This is a genomic window from Nocardioides sp. P86, assembly GCF_023712465.1.
Classification (GTDB): domain Bacteria; phylum Actinomycetota; class Actinomycetes; order Propionibacteriales; family Nocardioidaceae; genus Nocardioides; species Nocardioides kribbensis.
Genome location: NZ_JAMAYE010000002.1, coordinates 253,757 through 277,105, shown reverse-complemented (window position 1 = coordinate 277,105; position 23,349 = coordinate 253,757). Strand labels below are relative to the sequence as shown.

The following is a 23,349-nucleotide window of genomic DNA, read 5'->3' as shown; positions in this document are numbered from 1 at the left end:
ATGGACCTCGGTCTGCGCGACACCGTCCACCTCGTCACGGGCGGCTCCCGCGGCCTGGGTCGGGCCACCGCGGAGGTGCTGCTCGCCGAGGGCGCCCGGGTCGTGGTCTCCGGCCGCAGCCAGGACTCCCTCGACGCCGCCCTGGCCGCCTGGCGCGACGCCGACGCGAGCATCCGGGACCGTGTGGTGGGGGTCGCGGCCGACAACGCCGACGCCGACACCCCGGCGCGGCTGCTCGACGCGGCCCGCACGGCCTGGGGCCGCGTCGACGGCGCGCTGATCAGTGTCGGCGGGCCGCCGAAGGGCGCGGTGACCGACATCGACGACGCCCAGTGGACCGACGCCTTCGCCTCGGTGTTCCTCGGCGCGGTGCGGCTCGCGCGCGAGGTCGGGGTGGCCCTGCCGGCCGGGGGAGCCCTGGCCATGGTGCTCTCCAGCAGCGTGCGTCAGCCGCTGGCCTCGATGGCGGTCTCCAACGGGCTGCGGCCGGGGCTCGCCATGGTCGCCAAGACGTTGGCCGACGAGCTCGGGCCGCGCGGGGTGCGGGTCAACGGCCTGCTCCCGGGGCGGGTCGCCACCGACCGTCTCGTCGAGCTCGACGCCGCCACCGGCGACCCCGACCGTGCCCGCGCCGCCGCCATCGCGTCGATCCCGCTGGGCCGTCAGGGCGACCCGGCGGAGTTCGGTCGTGCCGCCGCCTGGCTGCTCTCACCGGCCGCCTCCTACGTGAGCGGCGTCATGCTGCCCGTCGACGGCGGCCTGCTCCGCACCCTCTGACCGGCCCTCGCCGCCCCGGTCGGGGGCGAGCCACCGGCTCAGGCGTCCTCGCGCTGACGCTCCCGCTCGGCGGCCTCGCGGGCCTCGGCCTCCGCGCGCATGCGGGCGTAGGGGTGGTTGGTGCGCTTCTCCTTGCGCACCTTGGGGGGCTTCGGCCCTCCGGCCGCGGGCCGGTCGCCGCTGCGCCCGCCGCGCCACTCGTCGTAGGCGAGGTAGAGGAAGCCGAAGATCGCCAGCAGCCCGAAGAACCACCACTGCAGGCCGTAGAAGAAGTGGGGCCCGTTGTCGAGCTCGGGCAGCTCGACCGGCTCCAGCGCGGTGGCCGGGGCGGGGTCCTCCGAGCGCAGCTCGACGAACCCGTCGTAGACCTCGCGCTGCTGGGCCTGCCCGATCGCCTCGGCCGAGACGGCCCGGGTGGCGTTGTCGACGACCGCCGTGCTGTCGCCGCTGCCGTCGGCGCGCACGTAGCCGGTCACCGTCACCTCACCCGCGGGCGGGTCGGGCACGTCGGCGGTGTCGAGGCCACGCGCGTCGGTGGCCATCCACCCGCGGTCGACCAGCAGCGAGGTGCCCGAGTCGGTGACCAGCGGCACGACGACGTCGACGCCCGAGGCGCCGTCGCGGGTGCGGTAGCGCACGATGACGGTGTCGTCGGTGTCGTAGGTGCCGGTGGCGCTCACGACGCGCCACTCGTCGGCCTCGCCGACCTCGGTGTCGGTGCCGAGCACCTCGCCCACCGGTGCGGGGGCCTGGTCCTCGTTGGCCCGGACCACGGCGTTGCTCTCCTTGCGGTCGTCGAGCCGGTGGAACTGCCACTGACCCAGCCACCACGTCGCCGTCGCGACCACGACGATGGCCAGCGCGAAGAGGGCCCACCGTCGGCTGAGGAGGAAGCGGAGCGAGCGCACACCCCGAGGCTATCGGGCCGCTCCACCCCGCCGGGCACCCCGCGGGGCGGTGCGCCCCGCCCGCGTGACAGGCCCCACGTAGGGTGGAGGCATGGCACTCACCTTGTTGGAGGACCGGTACGGCCGCGTCGCGACCGACCTGCGCGTCTCGCTCACCGACAAGTGCAACCTGCGCTGCTCCTACTGCATGCCGGAGGAGGGTCTCGACTGGCTGAGCAACGACAAGCTGCTCACCGACGACGAGATCGTGCGCCTGATCGGGATCGGCGTGGAGCACCTCGGCATCGAGGAGGTGCGCTTCACCGGTGGCGAGCCGATGGTGCGTCGCGGCCTGGTCGACATCGTGCGGCGCACCCGCGCGCTGGGACCCGACCTCGGCATCTCCATCACCACCAACGCGCTCGGTCTGGCCCGCAACGCCACCGCGCTGGCCGAGGCCGGCCTCGACCGCGTCAACGTCAGCCTCGACACCGTGCGTGCCGACACCTTCCGCGAGATCACCCGCCGCGACCGGTTCCACGACGTCGTCGCCGGCCTCGCCGCCGCCCAGCAGGCGGGCCTGGGACCGGTCAAGGTCAACGCCGTCCTGCTGCGGGGCCAGAACGACGACCAGGCCGCCGAGCTGCTCGCGTGGTGCCTCGAGCGCGGCTACGAGCTGCGCTTCATCGAGCAGATGCCCCTCGACGCCCAGCACGGCTGGACCCGTGAGGGCATGATCACCGCCGACGAGATCTTCGCCGCCCTCGAGCGGTCCTTCACGCTGACCCCGGCCAGCGAGCCGCGTGGCAGCGCCCCCGCGGAGCTCTTCACCGTCGACGGCGGACCGGGCACCGTCGGGGTCATCGCGTCGGTCACCCGCCCGTTCTGCGGCGACTGCGACCGGGTGCGTCTCACCGCCGACGGCCAGGTGCGCAACTGCCTCTTCGCCCGCGAGGAGTCCGACCTGCGCCTGGCGATGCGCGAGGGGGCCTCCGACCGCGAGCTGGCCGACCGCTGGGTCATCGCCATGCGCGGCAAGCTCGCCGGCCACGGCATCGACGACCAGAGCTTCCTGCAGCCCGACCGCCCCATGTCGGCCATCGGGGGCTGAGCCCGGGCCCGGGCCCCGTCGAGCGCGGGGGTGCCCCCGGTCGTCCCAGGGTGGCGACGGGTCGGGCTCAGGCGGGCTGGTGCGGCTCCACGTCGCGCAGGAACTGCCGCGCGGCGAGGAAGTCCGACAGCGATCCGCGGTGCTCGTCGCAGGCCAGCCACGTCTTGCGGCGCTCGGCGGTGTGGAGCTTGGGGTTGTTCCACAGCAGCGCCCACGCCGCCGTGCTCCGGCACCCCTTGGCGGAGCAGGTGTCGGGGTCCGGGCCGCCCATCAGAGCTGCCGGCGAGCGCCGGACTCGAGCTCGGGGGCGCCGTAGGCGGTGTCGCGCAGGGCGAAGCCGTCGGAGCGGGTGGCGGTGGCGTTGGCCATGACCACGGCGAGGTAGGGCAGGATCAGGGCGCCGGCGATGAGGAACGGCCACAGCCAGTCGGCCCCCGCCAGGCCGGCGATGACGGCCCCCACGAAGCACAGCGAGCGCAGGCTCATCGACAGCAGGTAGCGCTTCTGGCGCACCGCGATGTCGGCGTTGCGGCTCTCCGCGGCGGTGGTGATGCGGACGGCGTCGTCGGTGCGTGTGCGGTCCCGGGCCATGACTCCCATCGTACGTCGGGAGGGGTGAGCACCCGACCCGGTGCGCAGGCCCTAGCATCGGCCCACGGCCCGGCCCGCCGCTGCGGTCCCGCCACTGGCCCCACCACCGAGCCCGGCTCCGACCCGCGCAGTCCGGCACACCACCCACGGAGGCACCATGAGCAACCGCACCTACCGCGTCACCGAGATCGTCGGCACCTCGCCCGAGGGCATCGACGCGGCCATCCGCAACGGCGTCGAGCGGGCCGGCAAGACCCTGCGCCACCTGGACTGGTTCGAGGTGACCCAGGTGCGCGGACAGGTCAAGGACGGCCAGGTCGAGCACTTCCAGGTCGGCATGAAGGTGGGCTTCCGCCTCGAGGACGAGTGACCCGGCCCGGGCCGCAGCAGGCCCGCGGGTGACCCACGCCGCTCCGCACGGCGTAGGTCTACCCCGCGGTAATCGCTAGCGTCGGGCGACGTGAGCGAAACGACACCGGCCCCGGCCCCCCACGGCGACCCCACCGCGCCGCCCGCCCGCGAGCCCCGCTCGGTCCTGGTGACCGGTGGCAACCGCGGCATCGGCCGTGCGATCGCCGAGGCCTTCCTGGCCCAGGGCGACAAGGTGGCGGTCACCACCCGCAGCGGAGGCGCCCCCGAGGGCGCCCTCGACGTGCGCTGCGACGTCACCGACGCCGCAGCGGTCGACGCCGCGTTCACCGAGATCGAGGCCGCGCACGGCCCCGTGGAGGTGCTGGTGGCCAACGCCGGCATCACCGCCGACACCCTGCTGCTGCGGATGTCGGAGGACGACTGGTCGAGCGTGATCGACACCAACCTCACCGGCTCCTTCCGCCTGGCCAAGCGCGCCGCCAAGGGCATGCTGCGCCTGCGTCGCGGGCGGATCATCCTCATCTCCTCCGTGGTCGGCCTCCTGGGATCGCCCGGCCAGGTCAACTACGCCGCCTCCAAGGCCGGCCTCGTCGGCATGGCCCGGTCGCTGGCCCGCGAGCTGGGGTCGCGCTCGATCACCACCAACGTGGTGGCGCCCGGCTTCATCGAGACCGACATGACCGCGGCGCTCCCCGAGGAGCAGCAGGCGGAGTACAAGGCGCGCATCCCGCTCGGACGCCTCGGCGCCGCCGAGGAGGTCGCGCAGACCGTCACCTGGCTGGCCGGGCCCGGTGCGGCGTACGTCACCGGCGCGGTGATCCCCGTCGACGGCGGCCTGGGCATGGGGCACTGACCCCCGCCCCGCCCCACCAGCAGCGCCCCCGCCGGCGTCCCGGCACCCCCCAGCAGACCAGCAGCGCGCGGCCCCCACGGCCGCGGCGCACCGGACCACAAGGAGCACACGATGGGCATTCTCGACGGCAAGCGGATCCTGGTGGCCGGGGTGACGATGGACTCCTCCATCGGCTTCGCCACCGCCAAGGTCGCCCAGGAGCAGGGCGCCACCGTGCTCATCTCCAACTTCGGGCGCGCGCTCAACATCACCAAGCGCATCGCCAAGCGGCTCCCGGTGGAGCCGCCGGTCCTCGAGCTCGACGTCACCGACCCCGACCACCTGGCCCGCCTGCCCGAGCTGGTCGGCGAGCACGTCGACGGCCTCGACGGCGTCGTGCACTCCATCGCCTACGGCAACCCCGAGACGCTGCTCGGCGGGAAGTTCATGTCGGGCCCCTGGGAGGACGTGTCGCAGGCCGTGCAGGTCTCCGCCTACTCCCTGAAGTCGCTCACCGACGCGTGCCGGCCGCTGATGGGCGGAGGCGGCTCGGTCGTCGGGCTCACCTTCGACGCCACGGTGGCCTGGCCGGCCTACGACTGGATGGGCGTGGCGAAGGCGGCGCTGGAGTCCTGCTCGCGCTACCTGGCCCGCGACCTGGGCCCGGAGGGCATCCGGGTCAACCTGGTGGCCGCCGGACCGCTGAAGACGCTCGCCGCCAAGGCCATCCCCGGCTTCGAGGACCTCGACCAGATGTGGTCGACCAAGGCGCCGCTGGGCTGGGACAACACCGACCAGGAGCCCACCGCCAAGGCCGTGGTGGCCCTGCTGTCGGACTTCTTCCCCGCGACGACCGGCGAGATCGTCCACGTCGACGGCGGCTTCCACGCGATGGGCGGCTGAGCCCGCCCACCCGGTAGCGTCGCGCGGGTGACTTCCCTCGTCGAGATCCGGGTCCTGGAGGGACCGAACCTCTACTTCCCCCGGGCGGCCATCAAGCTGACCCTCGACATCGCGGCCCTCTCGGCCGCGCCCGACGCCACCGCGGCCCGCTTCGCGCGGCGCATCGGCCTGCGCAACGCCCGGCCGGGCTCGGCGCACTCCGGCTTCCGGCAGCGCTTCGCCCTGCGGGCGGTGGGCCGCCTGGTGCGGGCGATCGCCGTCGAGAGCGGCACGTCGCGCCTGGCGGTGCGGGTGCGGCCCAGCAGCGACCCGGAGCGGATCGTGGTCGCCTACCCCTGGGCCCACCGCGAGCGGGCCCAGGAGATGGGCCGCGCCGTCGCCGCGGTGCTCGACGCGCTGCCCGACGCCGACTCCACCGTCGACCTGGAGGAGGCGGTCAGCGCCGCGGCCCGGCAGGTGGCCGCGAGCCCCGCCGGCGCCCCGCCGCACACGATCGTGCCGCGGATCCCCGTCGTGGCCGTCACCGGCACCAACGGCAAGACCACGACCTCGCGCATGGTCGCCCACATCGGCCGCACCTGGGGCAAGCTGGTCGGCTGGTCCAACACCGACGGCATCTACATCGACGGCGAGCTGGTCGAGGCCGGCGACTACTCCGGCCCCTCCGGCGCCGGTCGGATCCTGGCCCACGAGCAGGTCGAGCTCGCCGTCACCGAGACCGCCCGCGGCGGGATCCTGCTCAAGGGCATCGGGCTGACCCGCAACGACGTCTCGGTGGTCACCAACGTCTCGGCCGACCACCTCGGGCTCCACGGCATCGACACCCTCGACCAGCTCGCGGAGGTCAAGGGCGTGGTGCCGCGCATCACCCGGCGCAGCGGCTGGGCGGTGCTCAACGGCGACGACCCCCGGGTGCTGGCCATGCGCCACGAGATCAAGGCCCGGCCGTGGGTGTTCTCCCGCGACCCCGACTCCCCGGCCATCCGCGAGGTGCTGTCGGTGCGCGGGCGCGCCACGACCGTCATCGACGGCTGGGTCTGCGTGCTCACCGCCAGCTCCGACCCCGACCCGCTCGTGGAGCTGGTCGAGGTGCCGATGACCCTGGCCGGCCTGTCGCGCTTCAACGTCGAGAACACCCTCGCGGCGGCCTCGGCGGCCCTGGCCGTGGGGGTGCCCCGCGACGTGGTGGTGGAGGGTCTGCGGACCTTCCGCCCCGACGCCGAGCACAACCCGGGGCGGATGAACTTCTTCAGCGTCGGCGAGGTCTCGGTCGTCATCGACCTGGCCCACAACGAGGCCGGCCTCGAGGCGCTCTTCGAGATCATGAACGGCGTGCGGGCGCCCGGCTCGCGGCTGCTGCTGGGCCTCGGCGTCGTGGGCGACCGCACCGACGAGCTGATCGAGAAGCTGGGTGAGATCGCCGCACGCGACAGCGACGTCGTGGCCATCGGCCACAAGGAGAAGTACTTCCGGGGGCGCACGGCCGCCGAGCTGGAGGACCTGATGCGCGGCGGGGCCGAGCGGGTCGGGGTCACCGGGGTGCCGGCGTACCCGACCGAGGTGGCCTGCCTCTCGGCCCTCGTGGGGCAGGCGCTGCCCGGCGACGTCGTGGGGTTGATGTGCCACGCCGAGCGCGAGGAGGTCTACGCCTGGATCGCCGAGCAGGGCGGCACGCCCGACTCCGCCGGGACGCTGGCCGCCAAGGTGCGCGCGGCCGCTCTCCCTTCCTCCTAGCCCGCGGTGGCAGGATCGTGACCGAGACCACAGCTCGTCACGACCGGAAGGCACTCCATGCGCAGCACCATGCAGGACGACCAGCTCACGATCGGCGCGGTGCTGCGGCACGCGACCACCGTGCACCCCGACTCCGAGGTGGTGACCGCCACCGCCGGGGGCACCCGTCGCCGCACCTACGCCGAGCTCGGTGAGCGGGTGGGCCGGCTGGCCAACGCGCTGCGCGCGCTCGGTGTCGAGGGCGACCAGCGCGTGGCCACCTTCCAGTGGAACAACGCCGAGCACCTCGAGGCCTACCTGGCGGTGCCGTCGATGGGGGCCGTGCTGCACACCCTCAACATCCGTCTCTTCCCCGAGCAGCTGGTCTACGTCGCCAACCACGCCGAGGACCAGGTGGTCATCGTCGACGACTCGCTCGTCGGTCTGCTCGCCCCGCACGTCGCGGAGCTGACCACGGTGCGCCACGTGCTCGTGGCCGGCCCCGAGGCCGCCTCGGCCGACCTCGCCTCGCTCGGGGCGGGCGGGGCCGAGGTGCACCTCTACGACGACCTCCTCGCCGCGCAGCCGGCCGCGTTCGACTGGCCCGAGATCGACGAGCGCGAGGCCGCGGCCATGTGCTACACCTCGGGCACCACCGGCAACCCCAAGGGCGTCGTCTACAGCCACCGCTCCGCGTGGCTGCACTCCCAGGCGGTCAACACCGGCAACGCCGCGGGGCTGTCCTTCGAGGACCGGGTGCTGCCCATCGTGCCGATGTTCCACGCCAACGCCTGGGGCCTGGCCTACTCCGCCCTGATGGCCGGGGCGTCGCTGTGCATGCCCGACCGCTGGCTCCAGGCCGAGCCGCTGGTGCGCTTCATCCGCGAGAGCCGGCCGACGGTCTCCGGCGCGGTGCCGACGGTCTGGAACGACGTGCTGGGCCACCTCGACCGCCACGACGACGTGCGCCTCGACTCGCTGCGGCTCATCCTCTGCGGGGGCTCGGCGGTGCCGGTCTCGCTGCAGCGCGCCCTGCAGGAGCGCCACGGGCTGCTCGTGCGCCAGGCCTGGGGCATGACGGAGACCTCGCCCGTGGCCTCGGCCGGCATCCCGCCGCTCGGCGTCGACGAGGAGCGGGCCTGGGCCTACCGCGGCACCCAGGGCCGCCTGCTCTGCGGCGTCGAGGGGCGCATCGTCGCCGACGACGGCACGGTCCTGCCCCACGACGGCGAGGCCGTCGGCGAGCTGCAGGTGCGCGGGCCGTGGGTCACCGGTGCCTACTACCGGCCCGAGACCGACGAGCAGGCCGACGCGGCCGGGAAGTTCGACGCCGGCTGGCTGCGCACCGGAGACGTCGGCACGATCGACGGCCTCGGCTACATCGCCCTCTCCGACCGCGCGAAGGACGTCATCAAGTCCGGAGGCGAGTGGATCAGCTCGGTCGACCTGGAGAACGCCCTGATGGCCCACGACGCCGTGGTCGAGGCCGCGGTGGTCGGCATCCCCGACGAGAAGTGGCAGGAGCGACCGCTCGCCTCGGTCGTCGTGCGCGAGGGGGCCACGGTGACGCCGGCCGAGCTGCGGGAGTTCCTGTCGGCCGACTTCGCCAAGTGGCAGCTGCCCGACGCCTGGGCCTTCATCGACCAGGTGCCGCGCACCTCGGTCGGCAAGTTCGACAAGAAGGTGCTGCGCCGCCGGTACGCCGACGGGGAGCTCGAGGTCGACCGCTGAGGATCCCCACCACCGCGGAGGCGGTCGCGGCCTCGGTGGCCTGCGCCCGCCGGCTCGGGCTGCCCGCCGACGACCCCGTCGTGGTGTCCGACGGCTACAGCGTGCGGGTGCACCTGCGGCCCGCTCCCGTGCTGACGCGCGTCGTCACGCGGGGGCGGGTGCTGCGGGGCGACCCGCGCCCGTGGATGGAGCGCGAGGTCGCGGTGGCGGCGTACGCCGCGCGGCGCACCGACGTCGTGGTGCCGCCGTGGCACGACCCGGGACCGCACGAGGTCGACGGCCTCGAGGTGTCGCTGTGGTCCTGGGTGGAGGTGGTGCCGGGCACCGTGGCGCCGCAGGAGGTGGCGCTGAGCCTGCACGCGCTGCACCGGGCGCTGGCCGACTGTCCCGTGCCGCTGCCGCCCCTCGCGGGCCCGCTCGCCGACGTCGACGCGGCCCTGCGCGTCAGCGACGACCCGGTGCTCCACGGCGCCGCCGCCGTGCTCCTGCCCCGGGCGCTGACCTGGCCCCGGCGCCCGCTCCACGGTGACGCCCACGCCGGCAACCTGCTGCCGACCGTCGACGGGCCGCGGTGGACCGACCTCGAGGACGTCTGCGCGGGTCCCGTCGAGTGGGACCTGGCCTCGCGCACCCACGACGAGCGGACCCGTCGGGCCTACCCCGGCCACCTCGACGTCACACGGCTGCAGGAGTGCCGCGACCTGCGCACCCTCCAGGTGCTGGCCGCCGTGCTGCTCGACGACCAGCCCGACGACCAGCCCGACGAGGGGCTGCGCGGCAGGCTCGAGGCCGACCTCGCGCCGGTGCTCGCCGCTGCCGGGGCCACCGGGCGCCCGGTGGCCGGGCCTCAGGCCTCGCTGGGCACGTAGTCGGGGTCGGCGGCCGGGGCGTCGGCGGAGACCCCGGAGCCGGCCTGGGCGTGGGGCGACCAGTTCTCCAGCTCGGTCATCACCTCACCGTGCTTGTCGACGCAGATGACGACCAGGTCGCCACGGTTGGCCCGGCTCATCGCGTGGCGCACCGCCTCGATCTCGTCGAGCACCACCTCGACCTGCTTGCAGCGGCTGCCCTCGGCCATCGCCGAGCGGACGCCCTCGGTCACCAGGGCCGACACGTCGCCGCGCTCGCGCCCGCGCAGCTGGGCGTCCTCACGCACGATGACGACGTCGAAGTGCTGGGCCGCGATCTCGCCGAGCTCGCGCATGTCCTGGTCGCGGCGGTCGCCGGCGGTGGCGATGACGCCGATCCGCGAGGGACGGGCCAGCTCGTGCGAGCCGGCCATCGAGTCGCCGACACGGTCCACGAAGTCGCCGAGCGCACGCATGCCGGGAGCGTTGTGGCAGTAGTCGACGATGACGTTGACGCCGTTGACCTCGACCTCGTTGAGCCGCCCGGGGGAGAGGTAGTAGTTGGTGGAGAAGGTGCGCAGGCCCTGGCGGATGTCGTGCAGGGGAGCGCCGGCGGCGAAGGCCGCGGCCGCGGCGGCCAGCACGTTCTGCACGTTCATGCGCGCGCGGCCGTTGAAGGTCGCCGGCAGCAGGTGCGTCCAGGCCAGCTGCATCTCGCGCGGGCCGTGCTTGACCACGATCATCTCGCCGCGCTCGGAGCTGTTGAGCACCAGCGCCTTGCCGCCACGGCGGCAGTGGGCGTCGATCATGTCGCGCACCTCGCTGCCGGGTTCCTCCATGGAGATCCACACGACCTGGCCCGAGCAGCGCCGGCGCATGTCGCGCACCAGCGGGTCGTCGGCGTTGAGCACCGCGTGACCGTCGCGGGGCACGGCCTCCACGAGGACCGCCTTGACGTCGGCGAGCTGCTCGACGGTGTCGATGCCGCGCAGGCCGAGGTGGTCGGGCTGCACGTTGAGGACGACCGCGACGTCGTTGCGCTCGTAGCCCAGACCCTCGCGCAGGATGCCGCCGCGGGCCACCTCGAAGACCGCGAAGTCGACGCGGGGGTTCTGCAGGACCATCCGGGCCGAGCGCGGTCCGGAGGCGTCGGAGCGGATGAGCAGCCGCTCGTCGATGACGACGCCGTCGGTGGAGGTCATGCCGACCTTGCGGCCCATGCCCTTGAAGATGTGGCTGATCATCCGCGAGGTGGTCGTCTTGCCGTTGGTGCCGGTGACGGCCACGATCGGGATCCGCGACTGGGCGCCCGGCGGGAAGAGCATGTCGACCACCGGCTTGGCGATGAACTGCGGCTCCCCGATGGTCGGGTGGGTGTGCATCCGGAAGCCGGGAGCGGCGTTGACCTCGCAGATCGCGCCGCCGGTCTCGCGCACCGGCTCGGTGATGTCGGGGCAGATGAAGTCGATGCCCGCGATGTCGAGGCCGACCATGCGGGCGGCCTCCTCGGCGATCTCGACGTTCTCCGGGTGGGCCTCGAAGGTGCGGTCGATCGAGATGCCGCCGGTGGACATGTTGCCGGTGAGCGCGAGCTTGACCATGGTGCCGGCAGGAGGCACGTCGGACATCTCGAAGCCCTGCTCGCGCACCAGCTCGACCGCGGCGGCGTCGACCTTGATCCGGGTGAGCACCTTCTCGTGTCCCACGCCGCGGCGGGGATCGGCGTTGGCGTCGTCGACGAGCTGCTCGACGCTGGAGGTGCCGTCACCGGTGACCGAGGCCGGCACCCGCTCGGCGATGGCCGCGACCTTGCCGTCGATGATGAGGCAGCGGTAGTCCTTGCCGGTGATGAGCGACTCCACGATGAGCACCCCGCGGCGCGACTCGGCGCGCGCGACCTCGTAGGCCTCGCGCACCTCCGCCTCGTCCTGCAGGTCGAGGCAGACGCCCCGGCCGTGGTTGCCGTCGAGCGGCTTGACCACGACGGGGTAGCCGATGCGCTGGGCCGCGCGCACGCACTGCTCGACGGTGCGCACCGACTCCTGCTTGGGCACCGGCAGGCCGGCCGCCCCCAGCAGCGTGGTGGTGAGGTCCTTGTCGCTGGCGATGTCGACGGCGATCGCCGAGGTCGCCGAGGTCATCGTGGCGCGGATCCGCTTGGCGTGGACGCCCTGGCCCAGCTGCACCAGCGAGTACTGGTTGAGCCGGATCCACGGGATGTCGCGGGAGACGGCCTCGTCGAGGATGGCCTGGGTCGACGGCCCGAACGCGGTGCGCTGCGCACGCCGGATGAACTCCTCCAGGGAGGTGTCCCAGTCGAACTCGGGGTCGGCCTCGACCAGGTGGTTGACCAGCCGCACCGCGAGACGCCCCGCGGCCAGGCCGACCTGCTCGTCGATGTAGCCGTAGACGACGTTGTAGACGCCCGGGCGTCCCTTGACCATCCGGGTCTTGCCGCGGCGTACGTCGTGGCCGACGACCTGCTGCAGCGCCAGGGCGCAGTGCTCGGCGACGTGGCCCAGCCAGGTGCCCTCGTGGAGCCGTTCGACGAAGCCGCCGCGGCGACCGCGGGAGCAGGAGTGCTCGCGCAGCCCGGGCAGCATCTGCAGCAGCGTCTCGGTGAACCCCGGCACGGTGTTGGTGGGGAACTTCTCGAGCACCCCGAGGTCGACCACGAGGTGGATCGCCCGGTCGTAGGACCAGACGTTGGCGCCGCGGTAGACCCGCGTCTCGAGGATCGAGAGATCGGGCGTGGGGCGTTCGGTCATGAGGGTGCTCCGTCCTGGCTGCGGTCCGATGCGTGGTCGGTCGACTTCTTGGACTTCTTGGCCTCGCGCGCCTGGCGGCGCTTGAGGGTGGAGGGGGAGGCGTCGCCGGCGGCGATGTCGCGCGCCATCTGGCGCAGGTCCTTGCCGGCCTCGACCAGCTCGGCCTCCTCGGAGGGGTCGACACTGGCGCGCGGGGGCACGAGGGCGCGGGCGGTGAGGTCGAACGCCGCACCCTCCGGCAGCACGTGCAGCACGACGCCGCTGGCCAGCAGCGGCGCCGAGCGCTTGGCCTCGTAGGCGTTGGTGACGATGTGGGAGCCGTCCATCACGGTGACGGCGCCGCGCCCCAGCACCCGCAGCACGTCGCGGTCGGTGCCCGTGGCCTCGTCGACCTCGTGCTCGACGACGGCCGCGGTGTCCTCGTCGACGCCGATGCCCAGCAGCTGGGGCGACTGCGCCACGATCATCAGCAGGCGGCCGTAGCGGCTGCGCTGCTCGAAGTGCTGGTCGATCACCACCGACTGGAGCAGGCCCAGGCCCGCCGCGACCTGCGTCATCCGCTGCTTGGGCGTCGTGCCGCCCACGCCGAAGGCCACCATGTGGCTCGACTGGATGCTGGCGCCGGCCGAGGTGCCGGCCACCACGGTGCCGGCCCGGTGCGCGGCGACGATGGCGTCGCCCACCGGGGTGCCGCAGACCATGGAGGACAGCTTGAGCTGGTTGCCGCCGGTCATGAAGATGCCGGTGGCCTTGCCCAGCGCCTCGACCAGGTCGGGGTCCTGGGCCTCCTCGCGCGACTCCGGTCGCACCGTGACGACCTCGGCGGCGCCCTCGCGGCGGAACAGCGCGTCGTAGACCTCGACGACCTCCGGGCCCAGCGAGGAGGCGGTCGGGATCACCGCGATCCGCGCCTCGGGCCCGCCGGCGGCGGCCACGAACTCGCGCAGGATGGTGCGGCGACGCAGCTTGTCCTCGGCACCGCCGATGATCATCAGGGGTCCACGGGGCATGGGCGCAACGCTAGGGCATGCGGTGTTGAGCCCGACCCTCGCGCCTGTCACGCTGACTCGCGTGACCGACAGCACCCCCCGACGCCTCGTCGTGATGCGCCACGCCCGCGCCGAGCACAGCGGCCCCTCCGACCACGAGCGCCGCCTCACCGACGGCGGCGCCGACGACGCCCGTGCCGCCGGTGCCTGGCTGGCCGGCCTCGGCCTCGAGCCCGACCACGTGCTGGTCTCCGCCGCGCTGCGCACCCGCGAGACCTGGGAGGCCGTCGCCGAGGGCGCCGGCTGGGACGACGACGCCACCCACGACGAGGGGCTCTACGCCGCCGGGCCCGAGACCGCCCTCGACCTGGTGCGCCAGTCCCCGGCCGACGCACTCACGGTGGTCGTGGTGGGCCACAACCCGACCATGGCCACGCTGGCCCAGCTGCTCGACGACGGCGAGGGCGACGAGGAGGCCAGCAACGACCTGGCCGGCGGCTTCCCGACCTGCGCGGCCGCCGTGCTCGAGGTCGACGACGACTGGGCCGACCTCGAGGAGCAGTCGGCGCGGCTGCTGGCCTTCCACGTGTCGCGGGCCTGAGCCGGGGCCCGGACCCGACGCGGGGACGGCGTCGGCGAGCGGCGGCGCCTCCCCGGCGCGGGCTCAGACCGGGGGAGCGGGGGTGACGATGCCGACGGCGGCGTCGGCCGCCTCGACCTCCTCGCGGGTGATGCCGAGCAGGTACATGATGGCGTCGAGGTAGGGCACGTTGACCGCGGTGTCGGCGGCGTCGCGCACCATCGGCTTGGCGTTGTAGGCGATGCCCAGCCCGGCGGCCGCGAGCATGTCGAGGTCGTTGGCCCCGTCGCCGATGGCGATCGTGGAGCCCACGTCGACGCCGACCTCCCCGGCGAACTCCCGCAGCGCCTGCGCCTTGGCGGCCCGGTCGACCACGGCCCCGACGATGCGACCCGTGAGCCGACCGTCGACGATCTCCAGCTCGTTGGCCCGGGCGAAGTGGATGCCGAGCTCGGCGGCCAGGCGGTCGGTGATCTGGGTGAAGCCGCCCGACACGATCGCGAAGCGGTAGCCGAGCCGGCGCAGCGTGCGCACCATGGTGCGGGCGCCGGGAGCCAGCTCGACGGCCTCGTAGACCTCGGCGAGGGCGGTCTCCGGCACGCCCTCGAGCAGCGCGACCCGGGAGCGCAGCGACTCCTCGAAGTCGAGCTCGCCGCGCATGGCGCGCTCGGTGACCTCCGCCACCTCGGCCTCGCAGCCCGCGTGGGCCGCGATCATCTCGATCACCTCGCCCTGGATGAGGGTGGAGTCGACGTCCATGACGATCAGGCGCATGCCGTGGCGCAGGATGTCGGCCGGCTGCACGGCCACGTCGAAGCCCTCGCGCGAGGCCTCCGTGGCCAGCACGGTGCGCAGGGCCCGCGGGTCGGCGCCCGAGACGTGCAGCTCGATGGCGGTCACGGGGTAGCGCGCCATGCGCTCGATGCGGTCGATGTTGGCCCCGGAGTCGGCGATGCGACCGGCGACGGCGGCCATCGCCGTGGCCCGCAGCGGCGCGCCGATCACCGTGACGTGGACGCGCCCGGAGCGGCGCGAGGGGTTGTCGCCGGTGCCCTCCTCGACCTCGACGTCCATGTCGAGGCCCCGCGCTGTCTGCTCGACGGCCTCGCGCAGGCGGCGGGCGTCGCGCGGCACCGTGACGAGCACGCCGAGCACGAGCCGCCCGCGCAGGACGATCTGCTCGACGTCGACGACCTCGACGCCGGCGCGCGAGAGCGTGGAGAAGACCGCCGACGTGACGCCGGGCCGGTCGCGGCCGGTGAGGGTGAGCAGGAGGGTCTCGGGGCGCGTCTGGTCCATGGCGGGCACGAGGCTAGCGGAGCCGCGGCCTCACGCCGGCGGCCAGACCTCCGGTGAGCAGGCCGCCACCAGCGCCCGCCGCCCGGCCCGCTCCAGCGGCGTCAGCGCGTCGCGGCGCGCCTGCGCCTCCGCGGCACTGATCGCCCCGCCGTCGTCGACCAGGGCCAGGTCGACGACCGCCACGGCCTGGAGCCCGCGCGCCGCGAGCTCGACGCAGCGGGCCGGCACGCCGTCGGGCGCGCTGAGCGGAGCCCGGTGGCGCAGGTTCATCAGGTGGTCGGCCACCTCGGGCCGCCAGCGGGCGACCTCGAGCCGGGCCAGGGCGTCGGCGGCCGCGAGCAGCTCCTGGCGCAGGGCCCGGTCGGCCTCGCCGACGTCGGGCAGCTGCCGGCGTACGGCACGGTGGGCGACCCAGGTCGTCGCCGCGCCCACGGTGACGGGCACCAGCCCCACGTCGGCGCCCGCGACCACGACGGCCTCGCCGGCCTCGACCGCCTCGGTGTTGAAGCCGGCGGGGCCGCCGAGGCCCACGAGGTCGCCCTCGACCGGGAAGGCCGCCCCGAACGACGTCGCACCCTCGGCCCGCAGCCGGGCCAGGCCGCCCAGCAGCGTCTCGGTGCCGGTGCCGGTGCCGGTGCCGCGCGAGGTGTCGGCCGGAGCCCCCAGGCCGAGGTGGCCCAGGCCCGCCACGGCATGGGTGGCCTCGTCGCCGATGACGGCGTCGAGCAGCAGGTCGGTCACCACCTGGCCGCGCAGCCAGGCGGTGCCCCACCAGGCCAGGCGGGCGGAGACGGGGAGGTCGGTGCTCACGGCGCCCGAGGCTACGCCGGGGCCGGGGAGGCGCACGGATAGGGTGACGCCATGGCTGCAGTACTGGAGTTCGCCGACGTGACCGTCACCCGCGGCCAGGCCACCCTGCTCGACGCGGTGAGCTGGACGGTGGAGGAGGACGAGCGCTGGGTCGTGCTCGGCCCCAACGGCGCGGGCAAGACCACCCTGCTCCAGGTCGCCTCCGCCCAGATGCATCCCACCACCGGTGTCGCGGGGATCCTCGAGGAGGTGCTCGGCACCGTCGACGTCTTCGAGCTGCGACCGCGCATCGGCCTGACCAGCGCGGCGCTGGCCGAGCGGATCCCGCGCTCGGAGCGCGTCCACGACGTCGTGGTCTCGGCCTCCTACGGCGTGCTCGGGCGCTGGCGCGAGGCCTACGACGAGCTCGACCACCAGCGCGCCACCGACCTGCTCACCGAGCTGGGCGCCACCCACCTGGCCGACCGCACCTTCGGCACCCTGAGCGAGGGCGAGCGCAAGCGGGTCCAGATCGCGCGCTCGCTGATGACCGACCCCGAGCTGCTGCTGCTCGACGAGCCGGCCGCGGGGCTCGACCTCGGCGGCCGGGAGGACCTCGTGTCGACGCTGTCGGTGCTCGCCATGGACCCCGACTCGCCGGCCACGGTGCTGGTCTCCCACCACGTCGAGGAGATCCCGCCGGGCTTCACCCACGCCCTGCTGCTGCGCCAGGGCCGGGTCGTGGAGGCCGGCCTGCTCGAGCACGTGCTCACCGAGGACAACCTGTCCACGGCCTTCGGCATGCCGCTGACCGTGACGACCAGCGACGACGGTCGCTGGGCCGCCCGGCGGCGCACCCGGGCCAGATGAGCGCCGGGTAAAGAGCCCTCCGATAGGGTCGGGCCATGGACTGGCTGAGCGAGCACGCGTGGGCGGCCTGGCTGGGGGTCGCGGCGCTCCTCGGCGTGGCCGAGATGTTCAGCCTCGACCTGGTGCTGCTCATGCTGGCCGTCGGCGCCATCGGCGGTGGCGCCGCCGCCGCCCTCGACGCCCCCGTGGTCGTGCAGGTGCTGGTCGCCGCCGCCACCGCGCTCGGCACGCTCACGCTGGTGCGCCCGCCGCTGGTCAAGAAGCTGCACAGCGGCCCCGAGTTGAGCATGAGCCACGGTCGCCTCGTCGGCACCCAGGGCCTGGTGCTGCAGACCATCTCGGGGCTCCAGCCGGGTCGCGTCAAGCTGGCCGGCGACGAGTGGAGCGCGGCTCCCTACGACGAGACGCTGGTCATCGAGCCCGGCGCCACCGTCGAGGTGCTCGAGATCCGCGGCGCCACGGCCTACGTCCACCCGGTGCCGCAGCTCGACCGCTGAGCGCCGTCCCCGGACGTCACCCCCCGGACGTCCCTCCCCGCAACGCCCCACCCGAGCACAACCCGCCCCGAGCCGAAGGAGCCCCCATGGGTCCCGTACTCCTCGTCCTGCTGGTGGTCGTGCTGCTGCTGGTCGTCGTGATCCTCGCCAAGACCGTGCGCATCGTGCCCCAGGCCCGCGCCGGCATCGTCGAGCGCTTCGGCAAGTACAAGCAGACGCTGCCCGCCGGCCTCAACATCGTCGTGCCCTTCATCGACAAGGTGCGCTACCTCATCGACATGCGCGAGCAGGTCGTGAGCTTCCCGCCGTCGTCGGTGATCACCGAGGACAACCTCACCGTCGACATCGACACCGTCATCTACTTCCAGGTGATCGACCCGGTCGCGGCGACCTACGAGATCGCCAACTACATCCAGGCCGTCGAGCAGATCACCCAGACCACGCTGCGCAACATCGTCGGCGGCATGGACCTCGAGCAGACCCTCACCAGCCGCGACTCGATCAACTCCGGGCTGCGTGGCGTGCTCGACGAGGCCACCGGCAAGTGGGGGATCCGCGTCGGACGGGTCGAGATCAAGAGCATCGACCCGCCGGCCTCCATCAAGGACACGATGGAGAAGCAGATGCGCGCCGACCGCGACAAGCGTGCCGCGATCCTCACCGCCGAGGGCCAGCGCCAGGCCTCCATCCTCACCGCGGAGGGCCAGAAGCAGTCGGCCATCCTCTCGGCCGAGGGCGACCGGGAGTCGCAGATCCTGCGGGCCCAGGCCGACCGCGAGGCCGCGATCCTGCGTGCCCAGGGCGAGGGCCAGGCCATCCAGACGGTCTTCCAGGCCATCCACGACGGTCGGCCCGACCAGTCCCTGCTGGCCTACCAGTACCTCCAGATGATGCCCAAGATCGCCGAGGGCGACGCCAACAAGGTCTGGATCGTGCCGAGCGAGATCGGCAAGGCCCTCGAGGGCCTCGGCTCGACCATGAACGACCTGCGCGGGATCCCGACCGAGGTCGACGGCCCGCTCAAGCGCGTCGACATGGGCCCCAGCGAGCCCCAGGTGCCGACCCCGGCGTCGACGGCGTCGGGCAGCAACCCCGTGGTCCAGGCCGCGATCGCGGAGGCCGACGCCGCCGCGCAGACCGGCAGGCGCGCGGCGCAGCCCACCGACGAGCCCACCGCTCAGCCTCCCGGACAGCCGTCCGGCAACCCCGCCGACGTCCCGACCGAGACCCCGGCCGCGCCGGAGGCACCTCCGCTGTCGTGACGCCCTTCGAGCTGGCCGCGATCCTCCTGGCGGGGGTCGCGGCCGGCACCATCAACACCGTCGTCGGCTCCGGCACCCTGGTGACCTTCCCGACCCTGCTCGCCTTCGGCGTGCCGCCCGTGACGGCCAACGTCTCCAACAACATCGGCCTGGTGCCCGGCTCGATCTCCGGGGCCATCGGCTACCGCCGCGAGCTGCGCGGCCAGCGGGCCCGGGCGCTGCGGCTGGGGCTCGCCTCCCTGCTGGGCGGTGCCGCGGGCGCGGTGGCGCTCCTGCTGCTGCCCGAGGACGCGTTCTCGGCCATCGTGCCGGTGCTGATCGCCCTCGGCGTGGTGCTGGTCGTCGTGCAGCCCGTCCTGTCCCGCCGGGTCGCGGCCCGGCACGAGCGCGCCGGCACCGAGCGGCCGGCGCGCGCCCGCTGGGTGTGGCCCGCCGTGCTCGGCACCGGCGTCTACGGCGGCTACTTCGGCGCCGCCCAGGGCGTGCTGCTCATGGGCGTGCTCGGCCTCGGCGTCGACGACGACGTGCAGCGGCTCAACGCGCTCAAGAACGTGCTCGCCGCCATCGTGAACGCCGTGGCCGGGCTGGTCTTCGTGGTCGCCGCCGACGTCGACTGGCGCATCGTGGCCGTGCTCGCCGTGGGCTCGACCATCGGCGGACAGCTCGGCGCGCGGGTCGGGCGCCGGCTGCCCCCGTGGGCGCTGCGCGGCGTCATCGCCGTCGTGGGCGTCGTCGCCCTCGTCGCCCTGCTGCTCGGCTGAGCGTCCCCGGCGCACGGGGAGGGGAGGGCGGTCAGGACGCGGGGCGCTGACCGGCGCGGGTGCGGGCCGCCCGGCGCCGGGGGTACGCCGAGCGCACCTCCATCGCCAGCGCCGGGTCGTTGCTGGTCACCAGCCAGGCGCGACCGGGCCGCATCCAGTAGTGCAGCGACTCCTCGGTGTCGACGGTCCACACCAGCAGCGGCAGGCCGCGGCGCCGGGCGAAGGCGGCGACGCCGCACCGGGCGATGGTGTGCTTGGCGACCACGAGGTTGGCCCGCGAGCGCACGTAGCGTGTGCGCGGACGCAGCTCGGAGAGCCGGATCCGCACCTGCCGGGCCCACGGCAGGCCCGCGACGCGCCGGCCCAGCGAGAGACCGACCAGCAGGTCGTGGCCGGTGTCGTCGGCCCAGTCGCGCACCGCGCGCACGGCCTTGTCGTCGAGGGTGGTGACGATGAGGTTCTCGGCGCCCAGCACCTCGACGGCCATCCGGGTGGCGGCCACCTCGTAGGTCGCGGCGGGATGGCCGTAGGCCGCCGAGGGCGAGGTGAACTTGAGGTCGATGTGGGCCCGGGCCCGCCCGACCAGCGAGGTGAGCACCTCGTCGTAGCGCAGGAAGTGCGGCGCCCGGGCTGCGAACTCCTCGAAGGTGAGCTCCCCGACCCAGCGCCGGCGGCCCTCCACCCACAGCCAGTCGTCGTGGAAGAGCACGAGGGTGCCGTCGGCGCAGCGCTGCACGTCGAACTCCACGAAGTCCACGTCGAGGGCCAGCGCCCGCTCGAGGGCGGGCCGGGTGTTCTCCAGCTCCCGGTCCCCGCCGGCGCCGCAGCGGTGGGCGCTGACCAGCACGGGCTCACGGGTCCTCACCGGGCAAGCCTGACATCCCCCGGCGGGTGGACGCGCGACGACCCGCCCGGCGGACCGGGCGGGTCGTCGCGTCGTGGGTCACGTGCCCCGCGGGGCTGCGACCTCGGGACTGGGACCTCGGGGTGGGTCAGACCGTCTGGAGCGGCTCCGTCGGGTGGGGCGCCACGTCGTTGGCGCCGCGCTCGGCGCGCACGGCCTCCTCGATGCGCTTGCCGGTGTCGGCGTCGACGGCCTTCCAGTACTCGAAGGCCCGCTCGAGGATGGGCTCGCTGACCCCGCCGAGCAGGTGGCCCGCGACGTTGCCGACGAAGCGCTCGCGCGCGGCGTCGTCCCAGACCTCGCGCACGAGGGCGCCGGCCTGGCCGAAGTCGTCGTCCTCGGCCCGCAGCGTGTAGGCCTGGCGCACGAACTCGCCGTCGGCCTCCCACCCGTCCTCGGCGGGGCCGGTGAGGTCGGAGTAGGGGTCGTCGTAGGTGTTGGGGGCGTACTTGGAGCGGTCGCCCGTGTGGTCGTAGGCCATCGGGCCGTCGAACTGGTAGGTGTAGGCGCCCTCGACGCGGTGGCGGTTCACCGGCAACTGCTGGTAGTTGGGCCCGATGCGGTAGCGGTGGGTGTCGGCGTAGGCGAAGACCCGGCCGAGCAGCATCTTGTCGGGGGAGAAGCCGATGCCGGGCACGATGGCCGACGGCTCGAAGGCGGCCTGCTCGATCTGCGCGAAGTGGTTCTCCGGGTTCTTGTTCAGCGTCATGCGGCCCACCTCGTGCAGCGGGTAGTCGCTGTGCGGCCACACCTTGGTGAGGTCGAAGGGGTTGAAGCGGTAGGTCTTCGCCTCGTCGTAGGGCATCACCTGCACGTGCAGGGTCCACGACGGGAACTCGCCGGCGTCGATGGAGTCGAAGAGGTCACGGCGGTGGAAGTCGGCGTCCTCACCGGCGATCCGGTTGGCGTCCTCCTGGGTCAGGCACTCCACGCCCTGGTCGGACTTGAAGTGGAACTTCACCCAGAACTTCTCGCCGGCCTCGTTGTACCAGAGGTAGGTGTGGCTGCCGTAGCCCTGCATGTGGCGCCACGAGCGCGGCACGCCGCGGTCGCCCATGAGCCAGGTGACCTGGTGGGCCGACTCGGGGTTGAGGGTCCAGAAGTCCCACTGCATGTCGTTGTCGCGCAGGCCGTTGGCGCCGCGGCGCTTCTGGCTGCGGATGAAGTGGGGGAACTTCATCGTGTCGCGGATGAAGAAGACCGGGGTGTTGTTGCCGACCAGGTCCCAGTTGCCCTCGGAGGTGTAGAACTTCAGCGAGAAGCCACGGGGGTCGCGCCAGGTGTCGGGCGAGCCCATCTCGCCGGCGACGGTGGAGAAGCGCGCGAGCATGTCGGTCGAGGTGCCGGGCTTGAACATCGCGGCCTTGGTCCACTGGGTCACGTCGGCGGTGACCTCGAAGGTGCCGAAGGCACCCGAGCCCTTGGCGTGCACGTTGCGCTCCGGCACGCGCTCGCGGTTGAAGTGGGCCATCTGCTCCACGAAGTGGTGGTCGTGGAGGAGGATCGGCCCGTCGGGACCGAGCGTCAGGCTGTTGCGGTCGCTCGGCGCGGGCGCGCCGGTGCCGGTGGTGGATCCGCTGGTGTTGCCGTGGATCGAGCCGAGTGTCTCGGTCATGCGTGTCATCTCCCGTGGGGTGGTCGGATCGCGCGAGGCGTCCTCCCATCGTGTCGCGGATGTGGAACGAGTCAAGGAAGTCACCCTCATGAGTGGGGTCGACCGGTCCCGTCGGCTGGGCGCGGTCTCCTGCGGCCGGGGTCCGCCGTCACCTACGCTGCGCACGTGCCCGACGTCCACGACCTCGCCGCCGGCTGGCGCTCGGGCACCGGGCGCAGCCAGCTCGTCGCGCTGGGCGTGCTGATGGGGCTCGTCGCGGCGTCGTTCGCGGTCTCCTCCACCGCCTACACGCTGGTGCCGCTGAGCACCTACTTCGTGTGGGTCCTGCTCGGCATGCTGCTGCTGCGCTTCCGCCCGCTGGTGGTGCTGACGGTCTGGACGGTGAGCGCCGCCGTCGCGGCGGTGCTGCTCGACGGAGGCTTCGACACGGTGCGCACCTCGGGCTGTGTCGCCCTGGTGCTGGCCTCGACCCTGGTGCTCTACCAGTCGAGCCTCCAGCGCAGCGGCCTGCCGGGCCCGCTGGGCGAGGCGATGCTCTCCGACCTGCGCGACCGCCTCCAGTCGCAGGGCACCGTGCCGCCGCTGCCCGAGGGGTGGCGGTGCCAGACGGCCATGGTGGCGGCCCACGGGGTCGGCTACGCCGGCGACTTCATGGTCGCCGACCTCAGCGAGGACGAGCACCACCTCGAGCTCATCCTGGTCGACGTGTGCGGCAAGGGTGTCGCCGCCGGCACGGCCGCGCTGCAGTTCGCCGGAGCCCTCGGCGGTCTCATCGGCGCGCTGCCGCCGCGCGCCATGCTCGCCGCGGCCAACGACTTCCTGCTGCGACAGGAGTCCGACGAGACCTTCGCGACCGCGGCCCACGTCTACGTCGACCTGCGCACGGGCCGCTACTCCGTGCTCAGCGCCGGTCACCCCCCGGCGCTGCGCTGGACCGCCGGCGAGGGGGAGTGGACGGTCGACAACGCACGGGGCATGGCCCTCGGCATCCTGCGCCGGCCCGACCTGGAGGCCAGCGAGGGCGTGCTCGGGCCGGGTGACGCCCTGCTCTTCTACACCGACGGCGTCGTCGAGTCGCGCGACGTCGGTCTCGACGAGGGCATCGCCTGGCTGCGTCGCGCGGCGGCCTCGGCGGTGGCCCCGGGCTTCGAGGGCGCGGCGCGGCGCATCCTGCGCCAGGTGGAGCGCGGCGACGACGACCGCGCCGTGCTGCTCCTCGACCGCTCCTGACCACCGGGCTCGGGCCCGAG

General features: G+C 73.8%; 23 protein-coding genes. 14 read left to right on the top strand and 9 right to left on the bottom strand.

From position 1 onward, the window contains the following. On the top strand, window positions 1-777 hold the full coding sequence (locus tag M3673_RS08875) for an SDR family oxidoreductase (protein WP_251533070.1): 777 nt from the start codon (window positions 1-3) through the stop codon (window positions 775-777). A gap of 38 nt (window positions 778-815) precedes the next feature. Here M3673_RS08875 and M3673_RS08870 read toward each other — a convergent pair whose 3' ends face one another. Further along, a complete protein-coding gene (locus tag M3673_RS08870) occupies window positions 816-1,685 on the bottom strand; it encodes an SURF1 family protein (protein WP_193660902.1) in 870 nt (289 codons plus the stop codon). Between the two features lie 91 nt (window positions 1,686-1,776). On the opposite strand from M3673_RS08870, the gene moaA reads away from it, so the two are divergent. Then, on the top strand, window positions 1,777-2,775 hold the full coding sequence (moaA, locus tag M3673_RS08865; RefSeq protein WP_193660901.1) for a GTP 3',8-cyclase MoaA: 999 nt from the start codon (window positions 1,777-1,779) through the stop codon (window positions 2,773-2,775). A gap of 67 nt (window positions 2,776-2,842) precedes the next feature. Here moaA and M3673_RS08860 read toward each other — a convergent pair whose 3' ends face one another. Together M3673_RS08860 and M3673_RS08855 are read right to left on the bottom strand one after the other, a co-directional pair. Further along, window positions 2,843-3,046, bottom strand: coding sequence for a hypothetical protein (locus tag M3673_RS08860; RefSeq protein WP_056864364.1), 204 nt, complete (start codon window positions 3,044-3,046; stop codon window positions 2,843-2,845). Next, entirely contained in the window at window positions 3,046-3,366 is a 321-nt protein-coding gene (locus M3673_RS08855) for a DUF3099 domain-containing protein (protein WP_056904009.1), read from the bottom strand. The genes M3673_RS08860 and M3673_RS08855 overlap by 1 nt, the downstream gene beginning before the upstream one ends. Window positions 3,367-3,523: 157 nt before the next feature. Between M3673_RS08855 and M3673_RS08850 the strand changes: the two genes are divergently transcribed. The 6 genes from M3673_RS08850 (at window position 3,524) to M3673_RS08825 (ending at window position 9,786) form a co-directional block, all read left to right on the top strand. Beyond that, window positions 3,524-3,736: a dodecin gene (locus M3673_RS08850; RefSeq protein ID WP_056864366.1), complete on the top strand. Its 213-nt coding sequence runs from the start codon at window positions 3,524-3,526 to the stop codon at window positions 3,734-3,736. A gap of 165 nt (window positions 3,737-3,901) precedes the next feature. After that, window positions 3,902-4,591, top strand: a complete 690-nt coding sequence (gene fabG, locus M3673_RS08845; RefSeq protein WP_227488487.1) for a 3-oxoacyl-ACP reductase FabG — start codon at window positions 3,902-3,904, stop codon at window positions 4,589-4,591. Between the two features lie 111 nt (window positions 4,592-4,702). Next, window positions 4,703-5,473 carry an enoyl-ACP reductase FabI gene (gene fabI / locus M3673_RS08840; protein WP_193660898.1) on the top strand — a complete coding sequence of 257 codons (771 nt, stop codon included), beginning with the start codon at window positions 4,703-4,705 and terminating at the stop codon, window positions 5,471-5,473. Between the two features lie 27 nt (window positions 5,474-5,500). Beyond that, window positions 5,501-7,207: a Mur ligase family protein gene (locus M3673_RS08835; protein ID WP_251533068.1), complete on the top strand. Its 1,707-nt coding sequence runs from the start codon at window positions 5,501-5,503 to the stop codon at window positions 7,205-7,207. Between the two features lie 57 nt (window positions 7,208-7,264). Next, window positions 7,265-8,917: a fatty acid--CoA ligase gene (locus tag M3673_RS08830; RefSeq protein ID WP_193660897.1), complete on the top strand. Its 1,653-nt coding sequence runs from the start codon at window positions 7,265-7,267 to the stop codon at window positions 8,915-8,917. A 35-nt stretch (window positions 8,918-8,952) separates the two neighbouring features. Continuing rightward, window positions 8,953-9,786, top strand: a complete 834-nt coding sequence (locus M3673_RS08825) for a phosphotransferase (protein ID WP_251533065.1) — start codon at window positions 8,953-8,955, stop codon at window positions 9,784-9,786. Here the strand turns inward: M3673_RS08825 and cphA are convergent. Both cphA and M3673_RS08815 read right to left on the bottom strand, forming a co-directional pair. Further along, window positions 9,765-12,533 carry a cyanophycin synthetase gene (cphA, locus tag M3673_RS08820; RefSeq protein WP_056904014.1) on the bottom strand — a complete coding sequence of 923 codons (2,769 nt, stop codon included), beginning with the start codon at window positions 12,531-12,533 and terminating at the stop codon, window positions 9,765-9,767. The genes M3673_RS08825 and cphA overlap by 22 nt on opposite strands. Then, the gene (locus M3673_RS08815) at window positions 12,530-13,543 is read right to left on the bottom strand and encodes a cyanophycinase (protein WP_056904015.1); all 1,014 of its coding nucleotides are present in this window, start codon (window positions 13,541-13,543) and stop codon (window positions 12,530-12,532) included. The genes cphA and M3673_RS08815 overlap by 4 nt, the downstream gene beginning before the upstream one ends. Window positions 13,544-13,604: 61 nt before the next feature. On the opposite strand from M3673_RS08815, the gene M3673_RS08810 reads away from it, so the two are divergent. Continuing rightward, complete coding sequence (locus M3673_RS08810) at window positions 13,605-14,123, top strand: histidine phosphatase family protein (RefSeq protein WP_251533063.1); 519 nt, start codon at window positions 13,605-13,607, stop codon at window positions 14,121-14,123. 63 nt (window positions 14,124-14,186) lie between these two features. On the opposite strand, the gene serB is transcribed toward M3673_RS08810, so the two are convergent. After that, on the bottom strand, window positions 14,187-15,401 hold the full coding sequence (gene serB / locus M3673_RS08805) for a phosphoserine phosphatase SerB (protein ID WP_056864373.1): 1,215 nt from the start codon (window positions 15,399-15,401) through the stop codon (window positions 14,187-14,189). A 30-nt stretch (window positions 15,402-15,431) separates the two neighbouring features. Then, complete coding sequence (locus M3673_RS08800) at window positions 15,432-16,211, bottom strand: hypothetical protein (RefSeq protein ID WP_056864668.1); 780 nt, start codon at window positions 16,209-16,211, stop codon at window positions 15,432-15,434. Between the two features lie 51 nt (window positions 16,212-16,262). Here M3673_RS08800 and M3673_RS08795 point away from each other — a divergent pair, with 51 nt between their 5' ends. The 4 genes from M3673_RS08795 to M3673_RS08780 all read left to right on the top strand — a co-directional run bounded on the left by M3673_RS08795 (window position 16,263) and on the right by M3673_RS08780 (window position 19,580). Beyond that, entirely contained in the window at window positions 16,263-17,060 is a 798-nt protein-coding gene (locus tag M3673_RS08795; RefSeq protein WP_056864374.1) for an ABC transporter ATP-binding protein, read from the top strand. Window positions 17,061-17,095: 35 nt separating this feature from the next. Next, window positions 17,096-17,557 (top strand): NfeD family protein, encoded by a 462-nt coding sequence (locus M3673_RS08790; RefSeq protein WP_056864375.1) that lies wholly within the window; start codon window positions 17,096-17,098, stop codon window positions 17,555-17,557. A gap of 86 nt (window positions 17,558-17,643) precedes the next feature. Next, window positions 17,644-18,819: an SPFH domain-containing protein gene (locus M3673_RS08785; RefSeq protein WP_193660893.1), complete on the top strand. Its 1,176-nt coding sequence runs from the start codon at window positions 17,644-17,646 to the stop codon at window positions 18,817-18,819. After that, on the top strand, window positions 18,816-19,580 hold the full coding sequence (locus tag M3673_RS08780) for a sulfite exporter TauE/SafE family protein (protein ID WP_056904018.1): 765 nt from the start codon (window positions 18,816-18,818) through the stop codon (window positions 19,578-19,580). The genes M3673_RS08785 and M3673_RS08780 overlap by 4 nt, the downstream gene beginning before the upstream one ends. Before the next feature lie 31 nt (window positions 19,581-19,611). On the opposite strand, the gene M3673_RS08775 is transcribed toward M3673_RS08780, so the two are convergent. After that, a complete protein-coding gene (locus M3673_RS08775) occupies window positions 19,612-20,445 on the bottom strand; it encodes a glycerophosphodiester phosphodiesterase (protein ID WP_251533061.1) in 834 nt (277 codons plus the stop codon). Window positions 20,446-20,572: 127 nt separating this feature from the next. Beyond that, entirely contained in the window at window positions 20,573-22,099 is a 1,527-nt protein-coding gene (locus M3673_RS08770) for a catalase (RefSeq protein WP_056864379.1), read from the bottom strand. 165 nt (window positions 22,100-22,264) lie between these two features. On the opposite strand from M3673_RS08770, the gene M3673_RS19640 reads away from it, so the two are divergent. Next, the gene (locus tag M3673_RS19640; RefSeq protein ID WP_193660891.1) at window positions 22,265-23,329 is read left to right on the top strand and encodes a PP2C family protein-serine/threonine phosphatase; all 1,065 of its coding nucleotides are present in this window, start codon (window positions 22,265-22,267) and stop codon (window positions 23,327-23,329) included. Window positions 23,330-23,349: the final 20 nt, after the last annotated feature.

Excerpts from the sequence above, each read along its gene's own strand:
- M3673_RS08770 (WP_056864379.1), bottom strand. The coding sequence starts at position 22,099 with ATGACCGAGACACTCGGCTCGATCCACGGCAACACCAGCGGATCCACC.
- M3673_RS08830 (WP_193660897.1), top strand. The coding sequence starts at position 7,265 with ATGCGCAGCACCATGCAGGACGACCAGCTCACGATCGGCGCGGTGCTG.
- moaA (WP_193660901.1), top strand. The coding sequence starts at position 1,777 with ATGGCACTCACCTTGTTGGAGGACCGGTACGGCCGCGTCGCGACCGAC.
- M3673_RS08855 (WP_056904009.1), bottom strand. The coding sequence starts at position 3,366 with ATGGCCCGGGACCGCACACGCACCGACGACGCCGTCCGCATCACCACC.
- M3673_RS08860 (WP_056864364.1), bottom strand. The coding sequence starts at position 3,046 with ATGGGCGGCCCGGACCCCGACACCTGCTCCGCCAAGGGGTGCCGGAGC.
- M3673_RS08785 (WP_193660893.1), top strand. The coding sequence starts at position 17,644 with ATGGGTCCCGTACTCCTCGTCCTGCTGGTGGTCGTGCTGCTGCTGGTC.
- cphA (WP_056904014.1), bottom strand. The coding sequence starts at position 12,533 with ATGACCGAACGCCCCACGCCCGATCTCTCGATCCTCGAGACGCGGGTC.
- M3673_RS08790 (WP_056864375.1), top strand. The coding sequence starts at position 17,096 with ATGGACTGGCTGAGCGAGCACGCGTGGGCGGCCTGGCTGGGGGTCGCG.
- M3673_RS08850 (WP_056864366.1), top strand. The coding sequence starts at position 3,524 with ATGAGCAACCGCACCTACCGCGTCACCGAGATCGTCGGCACCTCGCCC.
- fabI (WP_193660898.1), top strand. The coding sequence starts at position 4,703 with ATGGGCATTCTCGACGGCAAGCGGATCCTGGTGGCCGGGGTGACGATG.
- serB (WP_056864373.1), bottom strand. The coding sequence starts at position 15,401 with ATGGACCAGACGCGCCCCGAGACCCTCCTGCTCACCCTCACCGGCCGC.
- M3673_RS08875 (WP_251533070.1), top strand. The coding sequence starts at position 1 with ATGGACCTCGGTCTGCGCGACACCGTCCACCTCGTCACGGGCGGCTCC.
- M3673_RS08795 (WP_056864374.1), top strand. The coding sequence starts at position 16,263 with ATGGCTGCAGTACTGGAGTTCGCCGACGTGACCGTCACCCGCGGCCAG.
- M3673_RS08815 (WP_056904015.1), bottom strand. The coding sequence starts at position 13,543 with ATGCCCCGTGGACCCCTGATGATCATCGGCGGTGCCGAGGACAAGCTG.